Genomic DNA, 18,138 nt, shown 5'->3' on the forward strand with positions numbered 1-18,138 from the left:
CGGAAGGACCATCAGATGTCATCGACAGCAACTGCCCAGCACCTCATCAACGGGGAGTTCGTGGGCGACGCGGTGCTGGAGCGCCGCAACCCGGCGCGACCCGGCGAGGTCGCCGTCGTGTCGGCATCCGGCACCCGCGCCGACGCCGAGACCGCGATCGCCGCCGCTGCGGCAGCCCAGCGCGAGTGGGCGGCCGTCCCGGCTCCCGGGCGGGGCGCCGTCCTGCTGCGTGCCGCCGACCTCCTGCGCGAGCGTGCGGGAAAGGTGGCGGAGGATCTGGTCCGGGAGGAGGGGAAGACCATGGCGGAGGCGTCCGGTGAGGTCGGACGCGCGATCGGCGTGCTGCAGTTCTTCGGATCCCTCGGCTGGGCGTCGACGGGGACGACGTACGACAGCGCGCTGCCGCGGACGACCGTCTCGACGCAGCGCCGCCCGCTCGGCGTCGTGGGCCTGATCACCCCGTGGAACTTCCCCATCGCCATCCCGGCGTGGAAGACCGCGCCCGCCCTCCTCGCCGGCAACGCCGTCGTGCTCAAGCCGTCCGACCTCACGCCGATGTCGGCGAGCCACCTCGCGGCCGCCCTCCTCGACGCCGGACTGCCGGCCGGTGTCCTCAATGTGGTGCACGGCACCGGCAGCACCGTCGGCGAGGTGCTGACGCACGACGACCGCATCGCGGCGCTCTCCTTCACGGGCTCGACCAGGGTCGGGCGCCAGATCGGCCGCGTCCTGAACGAGCGCGGCGCCCGCAGCCAGCTGGAGATGGGCGGCAAGAACGGGGTCCTCGTCGTGGATGACGCCGACCCGCGCCGGGCGGCGCAGGTCGTGGCGGCCGGAGGCTTCGGGCTCACCGGACAGGCGTGCACCGCCACCTCGCGCGTCTACGTGACACCCGGCATCCGCGCGGCCTTCCTGGAGGAGCTCGCTGCCATCGCAGCGACGTACGCACCAGGCGACGGCCTGGAGCAGGGCACGTCGATGGGCGTGGTGGCGAGCGACGCACAGCTGGAGCGGAATGTCACGGCCGTCCGCACCGCTGTCGGCAGCGGCGCGACCCTGCTGCACGGCCGCCCGGAGAGCGACGGGCTGTACTTCGAGCCCGTCATCGCCGTCGACGTCGACCATGCCTCCCCGCTCGCCGCGGACGAGATCTTCGGACCGATCATCGCGGTGATGGACGTGCCGGACTACGAGTCGGGCCTCGCCGCGATCAACGACTCCGCCTACGGGCTGACGGCCGGAATCTGCACCACGAGCCTCTCCCACGCCACGGACTTCGCCGACCGGGCGCACGCCGGGGTCGTGAAGGTGAACCGCGCCACCGCCGGCCTCGACCTGCACGTGCCCTTCGGCGGCATCAAGGACTCGTCCTCCGGCACCTTCCGCGAGCAGGGGCACACGGCGACGCACTTCTACAGCTGGGAGAAGACCGTCTACGTCGGATCGGACTGAGCCAGGAGTCCGACCGAAGGAGTCTTGCCGCGACACGGGCGAGAAACTCCTGTCAGGCGCGTGACGACAGGAGATTCCAGCGGAATCTCCTGCCGTCCCGCGCGCCTCAGCGCACCTCGAACCCGGCCGCTAGCAGGTCCTGGTCCCGGGACGACGGGCCGACCAGCAGCTCGAAGGCGCCGGCCTCGACCTTCCGCTCCCCGGCCGCGTCCACGATCGTGCACTCCGCCACCGGCAGCGTCAGCCGCACCCGCGCCGATTCCCCCGCCGCCAGCTCCACCTGCCGGTACGTCTTCAGCTCCTTGTCCGCCCAGCTCACGCTCGTGACCTGGTCGCGCACGTACACCTGCACGGTCTCGCGCACCGGGCGCGAACCCGTGTTGGTGACCGTCACGGAGGCGTCGATGGAGTCCGCCGCACCGAGCGAGGTGGCTGCGAGCGAGAGGTCCGCATACGTCACGTTCGTGTACGACAGCCCTTGTCCGAACGCCCACGCGGGCGCCTGGGTCAGGTCCGCGTACCGGTCGCCGTGCTGCCCGCGGATCTGGTTGTAGTACGTCGGCTGCTGGCCGACATGGCGAGCGAACGAGATCGGGAGGCGCCCTGACGGCTCGACCCGGCCGGCGATGATCTCCGCGAGGGCCTGGCCGCCCTTCATGCCCGGGTTCGCCGCCCACAGCACCGCGGCGGCCCGCGAGACCGACGGCGGCAGCACGAGCGGCTTGGAGGCCAGGAGCACAACGACGACGGGCTTCCCGGTCGCGATCATCGCATCGAGCAGCGCGTTCTGGCCGCCGATCAGCTCCAGCGTCGCGGTGGAGCGGCCCTCGCCGACGAGCTCGATGCGGTCGCCCACGACGGCCACGACGACGTCCGACGACGCAGCGGCGGCGACGGCCTCCGCGATCAGGTCCGCGTCGGGAGCGCACGGCACGACCACGGGAGGCCGCGGCTGCCCGTCCTGGAACGTCGCGCCGCGGGGGTCGTCCTCCAAGGTCAGGATGTCGGCGCCGCGCGCGTGCGACACGGTCCAGCCGTCGATCGCGGTCAGGCCGTCGAGCACCGTGGTGATCATCTCGCGCGGCTGACCGTCGAGCCAGCCGGCCTGGCCGGAGCCGCCGGCCCAGTCGCCGAGCTGGGTCTGCGCGTCGTCGGCCAGCGGGCCGACGAGGGCGACCCGCAGCGGCGCGGACGAAGCGAGCGGCAGCGTCCCGTCGTTCTCGAGCAGCACGATCGAGCGGCGCGCGATCTCCAGGTTCAGCTCCGCGTGCGCGGCGCTGCCGACCACCTCGTCCAGCGAGGGCGACGGGAGGCGCGGGTCCTCGAACAGGCCGAGGTCGAACTTCAGCGTCAGGATGCGGGCCACGGCGGCGTCGAAGGCGTCTTCCGCGAGCAGTCCCTGCGCGACGGCCTCCAGCGCGCCCTCGTAGAAGTGCGGGGTCGTCATGACCATGTCGTTGCCCGCCTTCACGGCGGCGGCAGCGGCATGCGCGTAGTCGGGCTGGACCTTCTGCTCCCAGACCATCCGGCCGACGTTGTCCCAGTCCGTGATGAGCGTGCCGGTGTAGCCCCACTCCCCGCGCAGCACCTCGCTGAGCAGCCAGTCGTTCACCGTGATCGGCACGCCGTCGGTGCTCTGGTAGCCGAGCATGAACGTGCGGCAGCCCTCGCGGGCGACCCGCTCGAACGGCGGCAGGAACCAGCTCCGCAGCTTGCGCCGCGAGATGTCGGCCTCGCTCGCGTCCCGGCCGCCCTGCGTCTCCGAGTAGCCGGCGAAGTGCTTCGCGGTCGCGAGGATCGCGGTCGGGTCGTCCAGGCCGTCGCCCTGATAGCCGCGGACCATCGCGCTGGCGAGCTCACCGATGAGGAACGGGTCCTCGCCGAACGTCTCGCTGATGCGACCCCAGCGGAGGTCGCGGGCGATGCATAGCACCGGCGAGAAGGTCCAGTGCACGCCGGTGACGGCGACCTCCTCAGCGCTGGCGCGGGCGACGCGCTCGATCAGCTCCGCGTCCCACGACGCGGCCATGCCGAGCTGGGTCGGGTAGATCGTGGCGCCTGGCCAGAACGAGTGGCCGTGGATGCAGTCCTCGCCGACCAGCAGCGGGATGCGCAGCCGGGTCTGGGATGTGAGCCGGTTGGCCTCCAGGATGCGCTCCGGGGAGGTGTGCAGGATCGAGCCGACGTGACGCCGCAGCACGTGGTCGCGCAGGTCGTCGCGCGCGTCGAGCTGGAGCATCTGGCCGACCTTCTCCTGCACCGTCATGCGGTCGAGGAGGTCGCGCACGCGCTCGGCGGTCGTCAGCGACGGGTCTTGGTACGGAACGGTCTCCTCGGTGTTGTCGTTCTCCTCTGCGCGTTCGGTGGTGAAGGACGGGAGGATCGAAGTCATGCGGTGGTGCTTTCCGGGGTCGCTGCGGCGGGGGCCGGCGTGGAGTCGGACGTCGGTGAGATCGTGCGCACCTGGGTGACGGCGGCGTTGACGTTCATGCCCTTGCGCTTCATGGCCCTGGCACGTTCCCCCGCCGAACGCAGGCGCGGGTTGACGTACTCGTCGATGCCGAAGTTGATGAGGGCGAGGGAGACGCCGAGCAGCGCGATGCACAGGCCTGCGGGGACGTACCACCACCAGTAGTCCGGGAACGCGTTGTTCTGCTGCGCCCAGAACAGGATGGTGCCCCAGTTCAGGTTCGACACCGGGATGACGCCGATGAACGCGAGCGTGGTCAGCCCCAGCACCGCCGCCGTCATGGTGCCGACGAAGCTGGAGGCGATGATCGCCAGCAGGTTCGGCAGCATCTCCACCAGGATGACCCGGTGCAGCGGCTCGCCGTTCGCCCGTGCGGCCTGGATGAAGTCCCGGTTGCGCAGCGACATGGTCTGGGCGCGCAGCACGCGGGCGCCCCACGCCCAGCCGGTCAGGCCGAGCACGGCGGCGATGAGCGGCAGCGGCGGGTCCTGGAACTGCGAGGCGACGATGATCATCAGCGGGAGGCCGGGGATGACGAGGAACACGTTCGACAGCGCGGACAGCGACTCGCTCTTCCAGCCGCGCAGGTAGCCGGCGGTCACGCCGACGACGATCGCCACGACCGTGGCCATGATCGTCGCCAGGAAGCCGACGACGAGCACGCCGCGGGTCCCGTAGACGAGCTGGCTGAAGACGTCCTGGCCGATGTGCGTCGTGCCGAGGAGGTGCGCGAACGACGGCGGCTGCAGCGTCTCCTTCAGGTTCTGCGCGTTCGGGTCGTACGGGGCGATCAGCGGGGCGAAGATCGCGACGAGCACGAACACGCCCAGGATGATCAGGCCGGTGGCCGACTTCGGGTTGCTGAACATGGCCAAGGAGGCCTTGAGCTGCGACCAGAAGGTGGTCTTCTTCGGAGTGGGGGCCTCGGGGGTGGCGGCCTGGATGAAAGCAGTCTGGGGCATCGTCATGATCAGGCCTCCGTCTGGCGAGTGCGCGGGTCGAGGATGGCGTACGCGATGTCGGCGATGATGTTCGCGATCAGGACGGCGAGCACGAGCACGAGGAAGATGCCCTGCATGAGCGCGTAGTCCTTGGCGTTGGTCGCGTTGAGCAGCAGCAGGCCGATGCCGGGATAGGAGAACACCATCTCCATCACGATCGTGCCGCTGACGATGAAGCCGAGCGCGAGCGCGAAGCTCTGGATCTGCGGCAGCACGGCGTTGCGGGCGGCGTAGCGCCACAGCACGCGCCGGTCGGGCATGCCCTTCGCCTGCGCGACGGTGATGTAGTCCTCGTCGAGCACGGTGAGCATCATGTTGCGCATCCCGAGCACCCAGCCGCCGATCGAGACGACCACGATGGTGGCCATCGGGAGGGCGCCGTGCGAGAGCACCTGGCCGATGAAGTCGGCGTTCCAGCCCGGGTCGACGCCCAGCTCGTAGGCGTGCCCCGCGGGGAACCAGCCGAGCGTCGTGGAGAAGATCGCGATGAAGATCAGGCCGAGCCAGAAGTACGGGATCGTGCCGAGGAACGTCGTGATCGGGATGAAGACGTCCAGCTTGCCGCCGCGCCGCCAGCCGATCACCGCGCCGAGGCCGGTGCCGATCAGGAAGGAGATCACCGTGGCGAAGCCGACCAGGCCGAGCGTCCACGGCAGCGCGGAGGCGATCGCGTCGCCCACCGGCGCCATGCCCGTCGAGATGGAGACGCCGAGGTTGCCGTGCAGCAGCATGTTCCAGTAGTCGAGGTACTGCTGCCAGAGCGGCACCGACTTGTCGACGCCGAACAGGAGGCGCAGCGCCTTCTCCGCGTCGGGGGTGAGCTGTCCCTGGCTGCGCGCCATATAGGAGGAGACGGCGTCGCCCTTCATCAGGCGCGGGATGAAGAAGTTGATCGTGATCGCCGCCCACAGGGTGAACACGTAGAAGGCCACACGGCCGCCGATGAACCGCCAGGGGACGCGGACGCCGCGGCGCTCCGCCCGGGTGGCGGTGGTGCCGACGAGGGTCGGGTCGAGGGAAGAGTCGGCTCTGACTGTCTCTGCGCTCACAGCGCACCTCCTGAGGTCTGTGCGGTCAGTGCGCCGAAGTGCTTCTCCGGGTCGGGGGACGCGGCGCGGAGCTCGCGCGTGTACGGGTCCTGCGGGCGGAGGATGACGTCGTCGGCGGGGCCGTGCTCGACGATCCTGCCCTGGTTGAGGACGATGATCTCGTCGCTGAAGTGCCGCGCGGTGGCCAGGTCGTGGGTGATGTAGAGCACCCCGAGGCCCTCCTCGCGCTGCAGGTCGGCGAGCAGGTTGAGGACGCCGACGCGCAGCGACACGTCGAGCATCGACACCGGCTCGTCGGCGACCAGCAGGGTCGGCCGGGAGGCCAGCGCGCGGGCGATGGCCACGCGCTGCCGCTGGCCGCCGGAGAGCTCGTGCGGACGGCGGTCGATCACCGCGTTGGCGTCGAGCTGGACGCGGCGCAGCAGCCGCCGCACCTCGTCGTCCACCTCGCCCTTCGGGACGACGTGGTCCAGCCGGAGCGGGCGCTCGATGTGGTGCCGGATCGTGTGCGAGGGGTTCAGGGAGGCGAAGGGGTCCTGGAAGACCATCCGGAGCTGCTGGCGGTACTGCCGCAGCCGTTTGCCCGACGTCGGGATCGGGGCGCCGTCCAGCAGCACCTCGCCGCGGGTCGGCGTCTCGAGCTGCGTGAGGATCTTCGCGATCGTGGACTTGCCACTGCCGGACTGGCCGACCAGGCCGATCGTCTGGCGCTGGCCCAGCGTGAAGCTGACGTCGTCCAGGGCCTTCAGCTGCCCGGAGCCGCGGACGTTGTAGATCTTGGTGACGTTCTTGAACTCGAGCGTCGTCATCGGACGACCACCCCTCTCTCGCCGGTGAGGCGCGGGAACGACTGCAGCAGCTTCTGCGTGTACTCGTGCTGCGGGTTCGTCCAGATCTGCTCGGCAGTGGCGAGCTCCACGATCTCGCCGTCGCGCATGATCGCGATCCGGTCGCTGATCTCCAGCAGCAGCGGGAGGTCGTGCGTGATGAAGACGACGGAGAAGCCGAAGTCGTGGCGGAGCTGGGAGATCTGCTTGAGGATCTCGCGCTGCACGAGCACGTCCAGCGCGGTCGTCGGCTCGTCCATGACCATGAGCTGCGGACGGAGGGCGAGGGCCATCGCGATCATGACGCGCTGACGCATCCCGCCCGAGAGCTCGTGCGGGTAGGAGCGCAGCCGCTGGCCGCCCACCTTGACGATCTCCAGGAGCTCGACGACCGCCGCGCGGCGCTCGGCCTTGCTCATCCCCGGGCGGTGCACCTGGAACACGTCGTCCAGCTGCGATCCGATGGTGGCCACCGGGTTGAGGGCGTTCATCGCCCCCTGGAAGACCATCGAGGTCTTGTCCCAGCGGAAGCGGCGCATCTGCTCCGCGTCGAGGGCGTTGATGTCGATGTCCTCGCCGCCCTGATCGTGGAAGACGACGCTGCCGCTGGTGATGACGGCCGGGGGCTTGAGCAGTCGCTGCACCCCGTAGGCGAGGGTGGTCTTGCCGCAGCCGCTCTCGCCGGCCAGGCCGACGATCTCGCCGCGCTTGATGTCGAGGGAGACGTTCTTGACCGCCGCGACCGGCGGGTCGACGTCGTACACGACCGAGAAGTCGCGCACGGAGAGAAGGGAGTCTGTCATGGCGTCGCTTTCATGCTGTCCACGGGTCGCCCGGGGCGGACGGCGGCTCGAGGCCGTCGTCCACCCCGGACGGGTTGGGTGAGGTCGCGCTGGGCGACTACTTGCCCGCGGGCTTCAGGTTCATCAGCACCTGGACGGCCGACGGCTGGGTCGGGTCGGCGGTCGCGTACTGGTCCTTCTCGCTGGGCCAGCCGACGAACTTCCGGGTGTTGTACTCGGCGAGCTGCGGGTGGGTGCCGATCGGGATCGCCGGGACGTCGTCCACGAAGATCTTCTGCAGCTTGTCCAGCGCGGCGGTGCGGGCGGTGTCGTCGGACGCCTGCGCGTACTCCTTCAGCAGGGCGGTCGCCTCCGGGTTGTTGTAGCGCCCGAAGTTGTCCGAGACCTTGCCGTCAGCGGCCTGGTCGAGGTAGCTGGAGTTCATCACGTCGTCGTAGATGTGCCACGGGTTCGAGCCGGAACCGGTCCAGTGCAGCACCGCGTCGAAGTTACCGGAGGCCACGTTGGCGAACCAGGTGTCGGCGTCCGGAGTCGCGACCTTCGCGTCGATGCCGAGCGTGGTCTTGAGCTGCGTGGCGACGAGCTGGATGCCCGTGACGTAGTCGTTCCAGCCCTGCGGGTCCTGCAGGGTGAAGGAGACCGGCTTGCCGGACGGGTCGGTCAGCGCGCCGGACTTCCAGGTGTAGCCGGCGTCGGTGAGGACCTTCTTGGCTCCGTCGACGTCGATCTTGAAGGTCTGGTCCTTGTAGTCGGACGCGATGTACTGGTCACCGGTCGGCTGCGGGATGCCCGTCACGTTGGTCAGCTCGGGGCCGGCGTTGCTTCGCGCCGTCACGGCGTGCGCCTTGCGGTCGATGACCATGTTGACGGCCTTGCGGAGCGCCACGTCGTTGAACGGGGCCTTCGCCGTGTTGACCACGATCATGTCGGGGCTCAGGACGTTGGCGCCCCAGAACACGTTGTGCTTCGGGTCCTTGGCCACGTAGTTCTTCTGGTAGTCCGTGATGAAGATCTGCGCCCAGTCGGTCTCGCCGCTCTGCAGTGCGCGGAGGAGGCCGGTGTTGTCGTTGTACTCGAGGTACTTGAGCTGAGCCACCGGGACGGTGCCGCCCCAGTAGTCCTTGCGCGCCTGGAGGACGACGCCCTGCGACGAGAAGGTCTTGATCGTGTACGGGCCGGTGCCGACGGCGTTGGACACCGGGTCCTTCGTGGCGTCGGCGATGGACTTCCACTGGTGCTCAGGGACGATCGGGACCTGCAGCACGTCGCCCTGCTTGACGAACTTGGACTCGCTGAAGCTCAGGACGACGTTGTTGCCGTCCTTCTTGACGTCGGTCAGCTTGAGGCCGCCCAGGTCGAGGGCCGGGGTGTTCTTGATCAGGTTGTAGGTGAAGACGATGTCGTCGGCGCCGAACGCCTTGCCGTCGCTCCACTTGACGTTGCTGCGCGGGGTGACCGTGAGCTGGGTGTAGTCCGCGTTCCACTGCACCTTCGAGGCGAGCCACGGGGTGGTCTCGTTCTTGCCGACCGGGTTGACGATCGCGAGGGGCTCGTAGATCATCCGGTCGTAGCCGAGCGACATGCCCGAGCCGGTGGTGATGAACGGGTTGTTGATCTGGGTCGCCAGGATGGCGGCGCCATCCGGCTTGGCGACGGTGAGCGAGCCGGTGCTTGCGGTGCTCGCGCCGGACTTGCCGTCGGACGAGCAGCCGGTGAGCGCGAGCGCGCCGACGGCGGCGATGGCCGATGCCGTGATCAGGTACTTCCTAAGCCTCATTGCTTCTCCTTCGTGGCGGGCACATCCGTTGTGCCCTTGGTGCTGCGGAATGTCGGCTGACGATAACTTGCTTACTGGTCAGAAAGCAAGTTGGTTGAGGTGAGGTTACTGGCTGGTAAGCTCGGCCGCAACCAGCACGGCAGGAGCGACGGAAATGGCCATCGGCAGCAGCACCGGAACGCGTCCGGAGACCGAGCAGAAGCGCATCGACATCCTGCGCGCAGCGATCGAGACGTTCGGCGCCAAGGGTTCCACGAACGGAACGCTCGCGGATATCGCCGACCAGGTCGGGATGACGCACGCCGGCGTCCTGCACCACTTCGGGTCCAAGAACAACCTGCTCCTGGAGGTGCTGGAGTTCCGCGACAGGGACGACGTCGCCCACCTCGCGGACCAGCACATTCCCGGTGGCCCAGCGCTTTTCGCCCACCTCGTCGGCACCGCGCAGCGCAACGCGCAGCGGCCGGGAATCGTCCAGGTCTTCACCGTGCTGTCCGCGGAGTCGGTCACCGAGGGGCACCCTGCGACGGCCTACTTCCAGGAGCGGTACCGCAACCTCCGGGCCGAGATCGACGCCGCGTTCCGCGCGCTTTGCGCACAGGAGGGCGTGACCGACCCGGACACGATCGACCAGGCCGCGGCGTCCATCCTCGCCGTGATGGACGGCCTCCAGCTGCAGTGGCTGCTCGACCCGACGTCGGTCGACCTCGCGGGGGCCAGCGAGTTCGCCATCGAGGCGATCGTGAACGGGGTGCTGCGGCCGGGGCCGGGGCTGACCACGTACGTGCGGGAGGCCTGAGCGGCGCGGCGCGCTGCGCCCGTGCAACGTTGTAAGGTCGTGCCGACCGGCAACAGACGGGAGCGCGCGTGGCCGTGACCTTGCACGACGTCGCCCAGCTGGCCGGGGTGTCGATCAAGACCGTGTCGAACGTCGTCAACGACCATCCCTACGTGCGGGACGAGACCCGGCGCCGAGTGAACGACGCGATCGCCGCACTCGGGTACACGCCGAACCTCTCAGCGCGGAGCCTGCGGTCGGGGCGCACCAACGTCATCGCCCTCATGATCCCCGACCTCCGGAACGCGTACTTCGCCGAACTCGCCGACGCCGTCATGCGGGCGGCCGCCGAGCACGGGCTCTCGGTGCTCATCGAGCAGTTCGGCGACGACAGGGAGCACGAGATCGCCGCTCTGCGGCGGCCCCGGCCCCAGCTCGTCGACGGCGTGCTCTACAGCGTCCTCGCCCTCGACCAGGACGACGGGGACGTCATCGCGGCGATGCCGCTCCCGGTCGTGCTGCTCGGCGAGCGCATCTTCACCGGGCCGCGCGACCACATCACGATGCGCAACAGCGAGGGCGCCCGCGCCGCCACCGAGCACGTCCTCGGGCTCGGCCGGCGCCGCGTGGTGGCCCTCGGCGCGCATCCGGGGGAGGTCATCGGGTCCGCCGCCCTGCGCCTGGAGGGCTACCGGGAGGCCTTGGAGGCCGCGGGACTCCCCTCCGACGAGGAGCTGATCGTGCCCGTCGGCTCCTGGCTCCGGCGCAACGCGGCGGAGGCGATGCGCGACCTCCTGGCCGGCGGCGTCCGGTTCGATGCGGTCGTGGCGTTCAACGACGCGATCGCGCTCGGCGCGCTGCGCGCACTGCAGGAGGCCGGCCTCCGTGTGCCGGAGGACGTGGCCATGATCGGCTTCGACGACCTCGACGAGACGCAGTACTCGATGCCGACGCTCTCCACGATCGACCCGGGCCGCGCCGAGATCGCCCGCACCGCGGTCGACCTGCTCGTGCGCCGCATCGAGGGCGGCCCCGCGCCGTTCGCACCGGAGCGCGTCCTCGTCCCCTACCGCCTCGTCCCCCGCGAGTCCACCGCCCTCTGAGGCCTCCGTTTGACACGGTCACATTCGACCGCGATCATGTCTGTACAACGTTGTAATACGCATGAAGAGGAAGCCGCGATGCCTGAGACCACCATCACCCTCGACCGCTCCGCCCACGTCGCCACGATCGATCGGCGCATCTTCGGATCGTTCGTCGAGCACCTCGGCCGCTGCGTCTACGACGGCATCTACGAGCCGGGGCACCCGACCGCGAACGAGGACGGCTTCCGCCTCGACGTGGTCGAGCTGGTGAAGGAGCTCGGCGCGACCACCATCCGCTACCCCGGCGGCAACTTCGTCTCCGGCTTCCGCTGGGAGGACAGCGTCGGCCCGCGCGAGCAGCGCCCGGTGCGCCGCGACCTCGCCTGGCACTCCCTGGAGACCAACCAGGTCGGCCTGGACGAGTTCTCGCGCTGGCTGAAGCTGACCGGCTCCGAACTGATGCTCGCGGTCAACCTCGGCACCCGCGGGATCGAGGAGGCGCTCGACCTCCTGGAGTACGCCAACCACCCGTCCGGCACGGCCCTCAGCGACCAGCGGATCGCCAACGGCACGGTCGAGCCGCACGGCATCCGGATGTGGTGCCTCGGCAACGAGATGGACGGCCCCTGGCAGACCGGCTACATGACCGCCGACGACTACAGCAAGCTCGCCGCCCGCACCGCCCAGGCGATGAAGGCGGCCGACCGGCACCTCGAACTCGTCGCCTGCGGGTCGTCCGGCTCCGGGATGCCGACCTTCGGCGACTGGGAGCGGACGGTCCTGGAGCACGCCTACGACCACGTCGACTTCATCTCCGCGCACGCCTACTACCAGGAGCGCCGCGGCGACCTCGGGTCGTTCCTGGCCTCCTCGGTGGACATGCAGTACTTCATCGACACGGTCGTCGCGGCGGCGGACCACGTCGGCAGCAAGCGCAAGAGCGCCAAGCGGATCGCCATCTCGTTCGACGAGTGGAACGTCTGGTACCTCGACGAGCACCAGGCCTCCGAGGAGGTCAACGACGAGTGGCGCGTCGCCCCGCGCCAGCTCGAGGACGTCTACTCGGTCGCCGACGCGGTGGTCGTCGGCAACCTCCTGATCACCCTGCTGAAGAACCACGACCGGGTGCGCAGCGCCTCCCTCGCCCAGCTCGTCAACGTGATCGCGCCGATCATGACCGAGCCCGGCGGCGCGGCCTGGCGGCAGACCACGTTCTTCCCGTTCTCCGTCACCAGCAGGCTCGCGCGCGGCGAGGTGCTGCGCCCGGCCGTCCGCACCGGCAGCTACGAGACCGCGGTGCACGGCGCGGCGGACGTCGTGGACGCGGTCGCGACGCACGACGCGGCGACCGGCGCGTCGGCGGTGTTCCTGGTCAACCGAAGCGTCACCGAGACGGAGACGGTCACGATCGACGTTCGCGACCTGGGCGCGACCGCGGTGCGGGAGGCGCTGAGCCTGTTCGACGACGACGTGTACGCGAAGAACACGCTGGCCGAGCCCGAGCGCGTCGGGCTGCGCACGAACGCCACGGCGACGCTCGCGGACGGCGTGCTGACCGTGCAGCTGCCCCCGGTCTCCTGGACCGCCATCGCGCTCCACTGACCGCCTTCCCAACTTCATCGAGGGGCACGTGAGTTGGCGGGGCGCCGGAGTGCATGTTAGATATATACGATGACCGGCAAAATGCTCTCGCAGCTCTGCGCCACTGTGGCGCTCGCTGCGGTGACCCTGCTGATCGGCCGCTCGATGCACGATCCGGCCACGGTGATCCTGTTCGCGGTGGGTGTGCTGGCGACCATCCTGTCGGCCTTCCGGGTGCGTTCGCTGCGCCTCAAGCACCTCGCCGAGGTCGAGCGCCGTGTCCCCCAAAATGCCGCTACAAACGACCCCGGGAATCCGTCAAGCTCGACCTGATGAGCAACCATCAGGGGGTCGACACGAACGTGTCGAAGGGGACCGTACTTCGCCCGCGTCGCGATCTGTTCGCGCGCGGGCTCACGGCCGTGCTCGCGCTGACCACGCCGGTGTTCGCCGTGCTGTACTGGCTCACCATCCCGGACGGCGAGTGGAAGTTCGTCCTGGTCGCCCACGTGCTGGTCGTCCTGGGGACGATCCTCGGCGTGTACGCGTTCCTCAGCGCGACCATCACGATCCAGCCGGACGGCGTCCGGGAGCGCGGCTTCTTCGGCCGGACCCGGTTCGTGCGGTCCGTCGACGTCGGCTCCATCCTGATGGTGCGCCTCTACGACGGCAGCACGCTCGACACGCTCCCCCAGCTCTTCATCACCGGGCACGACGGCCGGGTGCTCATCCGGATGCGCGGACAGTTCTGGTCGGTGGACGACATGGAGCTGGTCGCCGAGGAGTTCGACGTGCCGGTGACGCGGCCGGAGGACTTCCTGACCATGACCCAGCTCCGGCGCCGGTCGCCCGAGCTGCTGTACTGGTTCGAGCGGATGCCGCGGTTCCGTTAGGCCGTGTCAGACGTCCGCGTCCGTCGCGATCGCCAGCGCAGGCGCGTCGGAGCGGCTGGAGGGCAGCTCCTCGAAGCCGAGCCGGCGGTAGAACGCCATCGCGCCGGTGTTCGCGGGCGACAGCCGGAGGAACACACCGGGCACGCCGCGATCGCTCAGCGCGGCCAGGAGCTCCCGGATGAGCCGGCGTCCGAAGCCCCGGCCCTGCAGCTCGGGAAGCAGGTCGATGTGCAGGTGCGCGGGGTAGCGGTCGGCCTCCGGGACGATCGCCTCGTGCTGGTCGAGCCCGAACCCGATCGCCTCCCGCTCCTTCGCGGAGGGCGCCGCCTCCACCGGGTAGCGCTCACGGAACCCGGGCAGCCAGTTCTCGTCGTACCAGTCGGCGAACGCGTGGCTGTCCGCCACCGCGATCACATAGCCCGCGACCCGGTCGCCGGTGTCGACCACGAACGCGAGGTCGGGCTGGTACTCCACATAGGGCCCGGCGAAGACGTCGGGCAGGAGGTCGTCGCTCGAGTACAGCCCGCGGGCATCCGCGCCGCTCGCCCCCGTCCTGACGCAGATGTCGTAGACGTCCGCACGGTCGGCCGGACGGTACGGTCGGATCGAAGTCACCGTGAAAGTATGGCAGCGTGACCTCGTCCACCGTCGCAGGGCCGCAGAGCAAGGGCCGGCTCACCCCCGCCGCGCCCGCCCGGATCGAGCGACGCGCGCCCGGTGAGGCGGCGGCCATGTTCGTGCGGCACTACTGGCTGCCGCGGTGGTCCCTCCCCGGCGGCGCGAGCGTGCGCGAGGCGGTGCTGGAGTACCCGACCGCGAACGTCGTGATCGAGGCGGACACCGCGGCGCTGCACCGCGCGACCCGCGGGCTGTCCGGAAGGACGCTGACCGGCGACGGCTGGGCGTTCGGCGCGCTGCTGCGGCCGGGCGTGGCGCGGCAGTGGGTGGGCGCCTCGCTGCGCGGGGCTCCCGCAGTGATCCCGCTGGAGACGCTTGAACCGCTCGCAGCCCGGGCGCTGACCGCCGCGGTCGGCGCGGTGCGCGAACGGCTGGCCGACGACGACGCGGAGGGCGCGATCGCGGTCGTCGAGGCCGCCCTGCGCGACCTCCCGGCCCCGGACGACGACGCGCGACTGGTCGACGCGATCGTCGCCGCGGTCGAGTCCGACCGGGACCTGCGCCGGGTGGAGCAGCTCGCCGGCCGGTTCGGGATCGGCATGCGGCGCCTGCAACGGCTCGTCGCCGGGCATATCGGGTTCGGGCCGAAATGGCTGATCCAGCGCTACCGGCTGCAGGAGGCCGCCGCGGCACTGCGCGAGCCGGAGCCTCCCGCGCTCGCCCGGCTCGCGGCCGAGCTGGGGTACGCGGATCAGGCGCACTTCAACCGGGAGTTCAAAGCCGTGGTGGGCGTGACACCCGGCTCGTACGCGGCCGAGAGCCGGCGGACCTGATGGAGCGCGATCCCGACGCCCTGCTCGCGCCGTGGCGGGCGCGCTGGGCGCTGACGCCGGACGGTGCCGCCTTCGCCACGCCGTCGAGCGTGCTGCAGCCGGTGCTGCTGGAGGGCCGGGCGGCGTTCCTCAAGCTGGCGACGCATCCCGAGGAGGCTGCGGGCGGACGCGTGCTCCGCTGGTGGGACGGCCGCGGCGCCGCGCCGGTGCTCGCCGCGGAGGGCGACGCGCTCGTGCTCGCGCGCGCCACGGGAGCGCGCTCGCTGGAGTCGCTGGCGGCCTCCGGCCCGGACGGGGACGACGAGGCGACCCGCGTCCTCTGCCGCGCGGCGCTGCGCCTGCACACGGTGACCGACCGGCCGCGACCGGCCGGCCTGGTCGGCCTCCCGCGATGGTTCGCCGAGCTCTTCGAGCACGCCGCCGAGCAACCGCATGCCCATGACGGAATGTTCGCCCGGGCCGCGGGCGAGGCACGGGCGCTGCTCGCCTCTCCGGAGGGCGACGTGGTGCTGCACGGCGACCTCCACCACGGCAACGTGCTCGACTTCGGAGGCGACGGCTGGCTCGCGATCGACCCCAAGCACGTCCACGGCGATCCGGGCTTCGACTTCGCGAACATCCTTTGCAATCCGTCAGCGGACGTGGCGCTCGCACCGGGTCGGCTCGAGCGCACGGTGGCGGTGATCGCGGCGGAGACCGGGATCGCGCGGCGGCGGATGCTGCGCTGGGCGCTCGCCTGGGCAGGACTCTCGGCGGCGTGGTCGGAGCGCAGTGCCGGTGACGCCGGGATCGCGGTGGGGATGGGGATCGGCGCGATGCGGGCGCTGGACGCGTTTTCGGCTACGTCTTCGCCCGGCCCGCTGCGCTGAGGAAGAACGGGTGCGGCCGCGTGCTCTCCTCCGCCAGCTTGTACGCCAGCGGCGCCCACACGATGACCGCGACGCCGGCGCCGAGCAGGAGGCCGCCGATCGTGTCGCTCAGCCAGTGCGCGCCGAGGTAGGTGCGGCTGATCGCCATCAGGATCGCCCACGCGCCGCCAATGCACCACACCCAGACGCGCGGGAACAGGATGCCGAACACGACCGCCATCGTCGCCGCGTTCGCCGTATGCCCGGACGGGAATGAACCCGGATCGGCGACCACCAGGATCTCCGACGGGCGCGCCCGGCCGACCGTGAGCTTGAGGACCTGCACGCAGATCACCGACACGACGCTCGCGATCGCGAAGAAGCCGGCGCCCCACGGCCTCCGGAACGCCAGCAGCAGCAGGAAGATCACGACGGGGATCACCACCGAGCCCACGATCCCGCCGCCGACCCAGTTGAAGAACAGGGCGGGGACGGTCCACACCGGCGACCGGTGCTCGACCACCTCGGCCATCCACTTCAGGTCGATGGCGAAGGGCTCGGTCGGCCGGAATGCGATGATCCCGCCCAGCAGCAGCACGAGGCCGATGGCCACCGACGCCGAGATCAGCGGCCAGCGGCGCTGGATGCGCGCGGCGGTGTGGAGGGGCGGCGTCGCGGTCATGGGATCACGGTAGCGCGGCCCGCTGCCCTCCCGTGAGCACGCGGCCGCTTCAGTGCGCGAGCGCCGGCACCGTCCGCGGCCGCACGATCAGCCACAGCGACCCGATGGACACCGCAGCGCAGATCGCCATCATCGCGCCCATCGGCCCCGCGCTCCCGGTGCCGAGCAGGCCGACGATCGGCGAGAACACGCCCGCCGCGCCGAAGTTGAGCGCGCCGAGCAGGCTCGCCGCCGTCCCGGCCTCGTGGCCGTGGTTGTTCAGCGCGAGCACCTGCACGCACGGGAAGCCGAAACCGCAGGCCGCGATGAAGAACCACAGCGGGATCGCCACGCCCCACAGCCCGGCGTGGGCCTGGTCGAGCACGACGATCGCGACCGACGCCAGGAACATCACGACGGTCGAGACGGCGAGGATCCACTGCGGCCCGACGTACTTGGTCAGGCGCGCCGCCGACTGCACGCCGATGATGATGCCGATCGAGTTGACCGCGAACAGGAGGCCGTACTCCTGCGGCGTGAACGAGTAGAGGCCCTGGAAGATGAACGGGCTCGCCGACAGGTACGAGAACAGGCCGGTGAAGTTCGCGGCGCCCACGATCGCGATGCCGACGAAGACCCGGTCGCTCAGCACCGAGCGGTAGCGCTGGCCGACCGTCGAGTGGCCGGCGTCATGCCGGCGCGCCTTCGGGAGGGTCTCGGCGATCCACAGCGACACGCACCCGATCACGAACACGCCGTAGCAGGCGAGTACGACGAAGATGCCGCGCCACGGCATGACCAGCAGCAGCCACGACCCGAGCACCGGCGCGAGGACCGGCGCGAGCCCGTTGACGAGCGCGAGCCGGCTGAGCATCCGCACGAGCGGGCGTCCGCCGAACAGGTCGCGGACCATCGCCATCGCGACCACGCCGCCGGCAGCGGCGCCGATGCCCATCAGCGCGCGGGCGATGCCGAGCAGCTCGACGTTCGGCGCGATCGCCGCGGCGAGGCACGCGAAGATGTGGACGCCGGTCGCCGCGATGAGCGGGATCCGTCGGCCGATCTTGTCCGACCACGGGCCGACCAGGAGCTGGCCGAGGCCGAACCCGATCGTGGTCGCCGTGAGCGTGAGCTGGATCATCGCGGTGGAGACGTGGAAGTCGGACTCCAGCGTCGGCAGCGCCGGGAGGTACATGTCGATCGTGAACGGCCCGAGCGCGGTGAGCGCGCCGAGGATCAGGATGTACGCCAAGCGCTGGCGGCCGGTGAGCGAGTCGCCGGGATGCACGACGGTGGTCACGAAAGAGTCCTTCTGCTGGAGGGCGTGTGGGGAGGGGGCACGCGCCCGGCACTGGACGCAAAACGACAGCACCGCGAGGGGGTCGCGGTGCTGGGAGCCGCCCGTTCGAATCGATTCGATCGCGGGCGCCTGCTTAGCTTACAGCCTCCCGCCCCAAAATGT

At 70.4% G+C, this 18,138-nt stretch carries 17 protein-coding genes; 8 read left to right on the forward strand and 9 right to left on the reverse strand.

Annotation, left to right across the window (positions count from 1 at the left end; translation table 11 throughout):
- Positions 1 to 15: 15 nt before the first annotated feature.
- Positions 16 to 1,452: an aldehyde dehydrogenase family protein gene (locus tag ACFQ9V_RS17085; RefSeq protein WP_382460313.1), complete on the forward strand. Its 1,437-nt coding sequence runs from the start codon at positions 16 to 18 to the stop codon at positions 1,450 to 1,452.
- Between the two features lie 106 nt (positions 1,453 to 1,558).
- Here ACFQ9V_RS17085 and ACFQ9V_RS17090 read toward each other — a convergent pair whose 3' ends face one another.
- From ACFQ9V_RS17090 to ACFQ9V_RS17115, 6 genes are all read right to left on the reverse strand, one after another.
- Positions 1,559 to 3,844 carry a glycoside hydrolase family 3 N-terminal domain-containing protein gene (locus ACFQ9V_RS17090; RefSeq protein WP_382460314.1) on the reverse strand — a complete coding sequence of 762 codons (2,286 nt, stop codon included), beginning with the start codon at positions 3,842 to 3,844 and terminating at the stop codon, positions 1,559 to 1,561.
- A complete protein-coding gene (locus ACFQ9V_RS17095) occupies positions 3,841 to 4,884 on the reverse strand; it encodes an ABC transporter permease (RefSeq protein ID WP_382460349.1) in 1,044 nt (347 codons plus the stop codon). The genes ACFQ9V_RS17090 and ACFQ9V_RS17095 overlap by 4 nt, the downstream gene beginning before the upstream one ends.
- Positions 4,885 to 4,892: 8 nt before the next feature.
- Positions 4,893 to 5,972, reverse strand: coding sequence for an ABC transporter permease (locus tag ACFQ9V_RS17100; protein ID WP_382460315.1), 1,080 nt, complete (start codon positions 5,970 to 5,972; stop codon positions 4,893 to 4,895).
- Complete coding sequence (locus tag ACFQ9V_RS17105) at positions 5,969 to 6,781, reverse strand: ABC transporter ATP-binding protein (protein WP_382460316.1); 813 nt, start codon at positions 6,779 to 6,781, stop codon at positions 5,969 to 5,971. Before ACFQ9V_RS17105 ends, ACFQ9V_RS17100 begins: the two co-directional genes overlap by 4 nt.
- Positions 6,778 to 7,602 carry an ABC transporter ATP-binding protein gene (locus ACFQ9V_RS17110; protein ID WP_382460317.1) on the reverse strand — a complete coding sequence of 275 codons (825 nt, stop codon included), beginning with the start codon at positions 7,600 to 7,602 and terminating at the stop codon, positions 6,778 to 6,780. The genes ACFQ9V_RS17105 and ACFQ9V_RS17110 overlap by 4 nt, the downstream gene beginning before the upstream one ends.
- 97 nt (positions 7,603 to 7,699) lie before the next feature.
- Entirely contained in the window at positions 7,700 to 9,379 is a 1,680-nt protein-coding gene (locus tag ACFQ9V_RS17115; RefSeq protein ID WP_382460318.1) for an ABC transporter substrate-binding protein, read from the reverse strand.
- Positions 9,380 to 9,533: 154 nt separating this feature from the next.
- Between ACFQ9V_RS17115 and ACFQ9V_RS17120 the strand changes: the two genes are divergently transcribed.
- The 5 genes from ACFQ9V_RS17120 to ACFQ9V_RS17140 all read left to right on the forward strand — a co-directional run bounded on the left by ACFQ9V_RS17120 (position 9,534) and on the right by ACFQ9V_RS17140 (position 13,716).
- Positions 9,534 to 10,178 (forward strand): TetR/AcrR family transcriptional regulator, encoded by a 645-nt coding sequence (locus ACFQ9V_RS17120; RefSeq protein WP_382460319.1) that lies wholly within the window; start codon positions 9,534 to 9,536, stop codon positions 10,176 to 10,178.
- A gap of 68 nt (positions 10,179 to 10,246) precedes the next feature.
- Positions 10,247 to 11,260 carry a LacI family DNA-binding transcriptional regulator gene (locus ACFQ9V_RS17125; protein WP_382460320.1) on the forward strand — a complete coding sequence of 338 codons (1,014 nt, stop codon included), beginning with the start codon at positions 10,247 to 10,249 and terminating at the stop codon, positions 11,258 to 11,260.
- Positions 11,261 to 11,338: 78 nt separating this feature from the next.
- Complete coding sequence (locus ACFQ9V_RS17130; RefSeq protein ID WP_382460321.1) at positions 11,339 to 12,844, forward strand: alpha-N-arabinofuranosidase; 1,506 nt, start codon at positions 11,339 to 11,341, stop codon at positions 12,842 to 12,844.
- Positions 12,845 to 12,925: 81 nt separating this feature from the next.
- Positions 12,926 to 13,156 carry a hypothetical protein gene (locus ACFQ9V_RS17135; protein WP_382460322.1) on the forward strand — a complete coding sequence of 77 codons (231 nt, stop codon included), beginning with the start codon at positions 12,926 to 12,928 and terminating at the stop codon, positions 13,154 to 13,156.
- Positions 13,156 to 13,716 (forward strand): hypothetical protein, encoded by a 561-nt coding sequence (locus tag ACFQ9V_RS17140; protein WP_382460323.1) that lies wholly within the window; start codon positions 13,156 to 13,158, stop codon positions 13,714 to 13,716. The genes ACFQ9V_RS17135 and ACFQ9V_RS17140 overlap by 1 nt, the downstream gene beginning before the upstream one ends.
- Before the next feature lie 6 nt (positions 13,717 to 13,722).
- Here the strand turns inward: ACFQ9V_RS17140 and ACFQ9V_RS17145 are convergent, their stop codons facing one another.
- Positions 13,723 to 14,331, reverse strand: a complete 609-nt coding sequence (locus ACFQ9V_RS17145; protein WP_382460324.1) for a GNAT family N-acetyltransferase — start codon at positions 14,329 to 14,331, stop codon at positions 13,723 to 13,725.
- Between the two features lie 17 nt (positions 14,332 to 14,348).
- On the opposite strand from ACFQ9V_RS17145, the gene ACFQ9V_RS17150 reads away from it, so the two are divergent.
- Positions 14,349 to 15,167, forward strand: coding sequence for a helix-turn-helix domain-containing protein (locus ACFQ9V_RS17150; protein ID WP_382460325.1), 819 nt, complete (start codon positions 14,349 to 14,351; stop codon positions 15,165 to 15,167).
- The gene (locus tag ACFQ9V_RS17155; RefSeq protein ID WP_382460326.1) at positions 15,167 to 16,036 is read left to right on the forward strand and encodes an aminoglycoside phosphotransferase family protein; all 870 of its coding nucleotides are present in this window, start codon (positions 15,167 to 15,169) and stop codon (positions 16,034 to 16,036) included. The genes ACFQ9V_RS17150 and ACFQ9V_RS17155 overlap by 1 nt, the downstream gene beginning before the upstream one ends.
- Here the strand turns inward: ACFQ9V_RS17155 and ACFQ9V_RS17160 are convergent.
- Together ACFQ9V_RS17160 and ACFQ9V_RS17165 are read right to left on the reverse strand one after the other, a co-directional pair.
- The gene (locus tag ACFQ9V_RS17160; RefSeq protein ID WP_382460327.1) at positions 16,008 to 16,697 is read right to left on the reverse strand and encodes a phosphatase PAP2 family protein; all 690 of its coding nucleotides are present in this window, start codon (positions 16,695 to 16,697) and stop codon (positions 16,008 to 16,010) included. The genes ACFQ9V_RS17155 and ACFQ9V_RS17160 overlap by 29 nt on opposite strands.
- A gap of 49 nt (positions 16,698 to 16,746) precedes the next feature.
- Complete coding sequence (locus ACFQ9V_RS17165) at positions 16,747 to 17,976, reverse strand: multidrug effflux MFS transporter (RefSeq protein ID WP_382460328.1); 1,230 nt, start codon at positions 17,974 to 17,976, stop codon at positions 16,747 to 16,749.
- Positions 17,977 to 18,138: the final 162 nt, after the last annotated feature.

The sequence above is a fragment of the Leifsonia sp. NPDC056665 genome, from assembly GCF_042791795.1.
Taxonomy (GTDB): domain Bacteria; phylum Actinomycetota; class Actinomycetes; order Actinomycetales; family Microbacteriaceae; genus Leifsonia.

Bases quoted from the DNA above. Each gene is read 5' to 3' on its own strand.
- ACFQ9V_RS17085 (WP_382460313.1), top strand. From the start codon at position 16: ATGTCATCGACAGCAACTGCCCAGCACCTCATCAACGGGGAGTTCGTG.
- ACFQ9V_RS17090 (WP_382460314.1), bottom strand. From the start codon at position 3,844: ATGACTTCGATCCTCCCGTCCTTCACCACCGAACGCGCAGAGGAGAAC.
- ACFQ9V_RS17095 (WP_382460349.1), bottom strand. From the start codon at position 4,884: ATGCCCCAGACTGCTTTCATCCAGGCCGCCACCCCCGAGGCCCCCACT.
- ACFQ9V_RS17105 (WP_382460316.1), bottom strand. From the start codon at position 6,781: ATGACGACGCTCGAGTTCAAGAACGTCACCAAGATCTACAACGTCCGC.
- ACFQ9V_RS17110 (WP_382460317.1), bottom strand. From the start codon at position 7,602: ATGACAGACTCCCTTCTCTCCGTGCGCGACTTCTCGGTCGTGTACGAC.
- ACFQ9V_RS17115 (WP_382460318.1), bottom strand. From the start codon at position 9,379: ATGAGGCTTAGGAAGTACCTGATCACGGCATCGGCCATCGCCGCCGTC.
- ACFQ9V_RS17120 (WP_382460319.1), top strand. From the start codon at position 9,534: ATGGCCATCGGCAGCAGCACCGGAACGCGTCCGGAGACCGAGCAGAAG.
- ACFQ9V_RS17130 (WP_382460321.1), top strand. From the start codon at position 11,339: ATGCCTGAGACCACCATCACCCTCGACCGCTCCGCCCACGTCGCCACG.
- ACFQ9V_RS17135 (WP_382460322.1), top strand. From the start codon at position 12,926: ATGCTCTCGCAGCTCTGCGCCACTGTGGCGCTCGCTGCGGTGACCCTG.
- ACFQ9V_RS17140 (WP_382460323.1), top strand. From the start codon at position 13,156: ATGAGCAACCATCAGGGGGTCGACACGAACGTGTCGAAGGGGACCGTA.
- ACFQ9V_RS17155 (WP_382460326.1), top strand. From the start codon at position 15,167: ATGGAGCGCGATCCCGACGCCCTGCTCGCGCCGTGGCGGGCGCGCTGG.
- ACFQ9V_RS17160 (WP_382460327.1), bottom strand. From the start codon at position 16,697: ATGACCGCGACGCCGCCCCTCCACACCGCCGCGCGCATCCAGCGCCGC.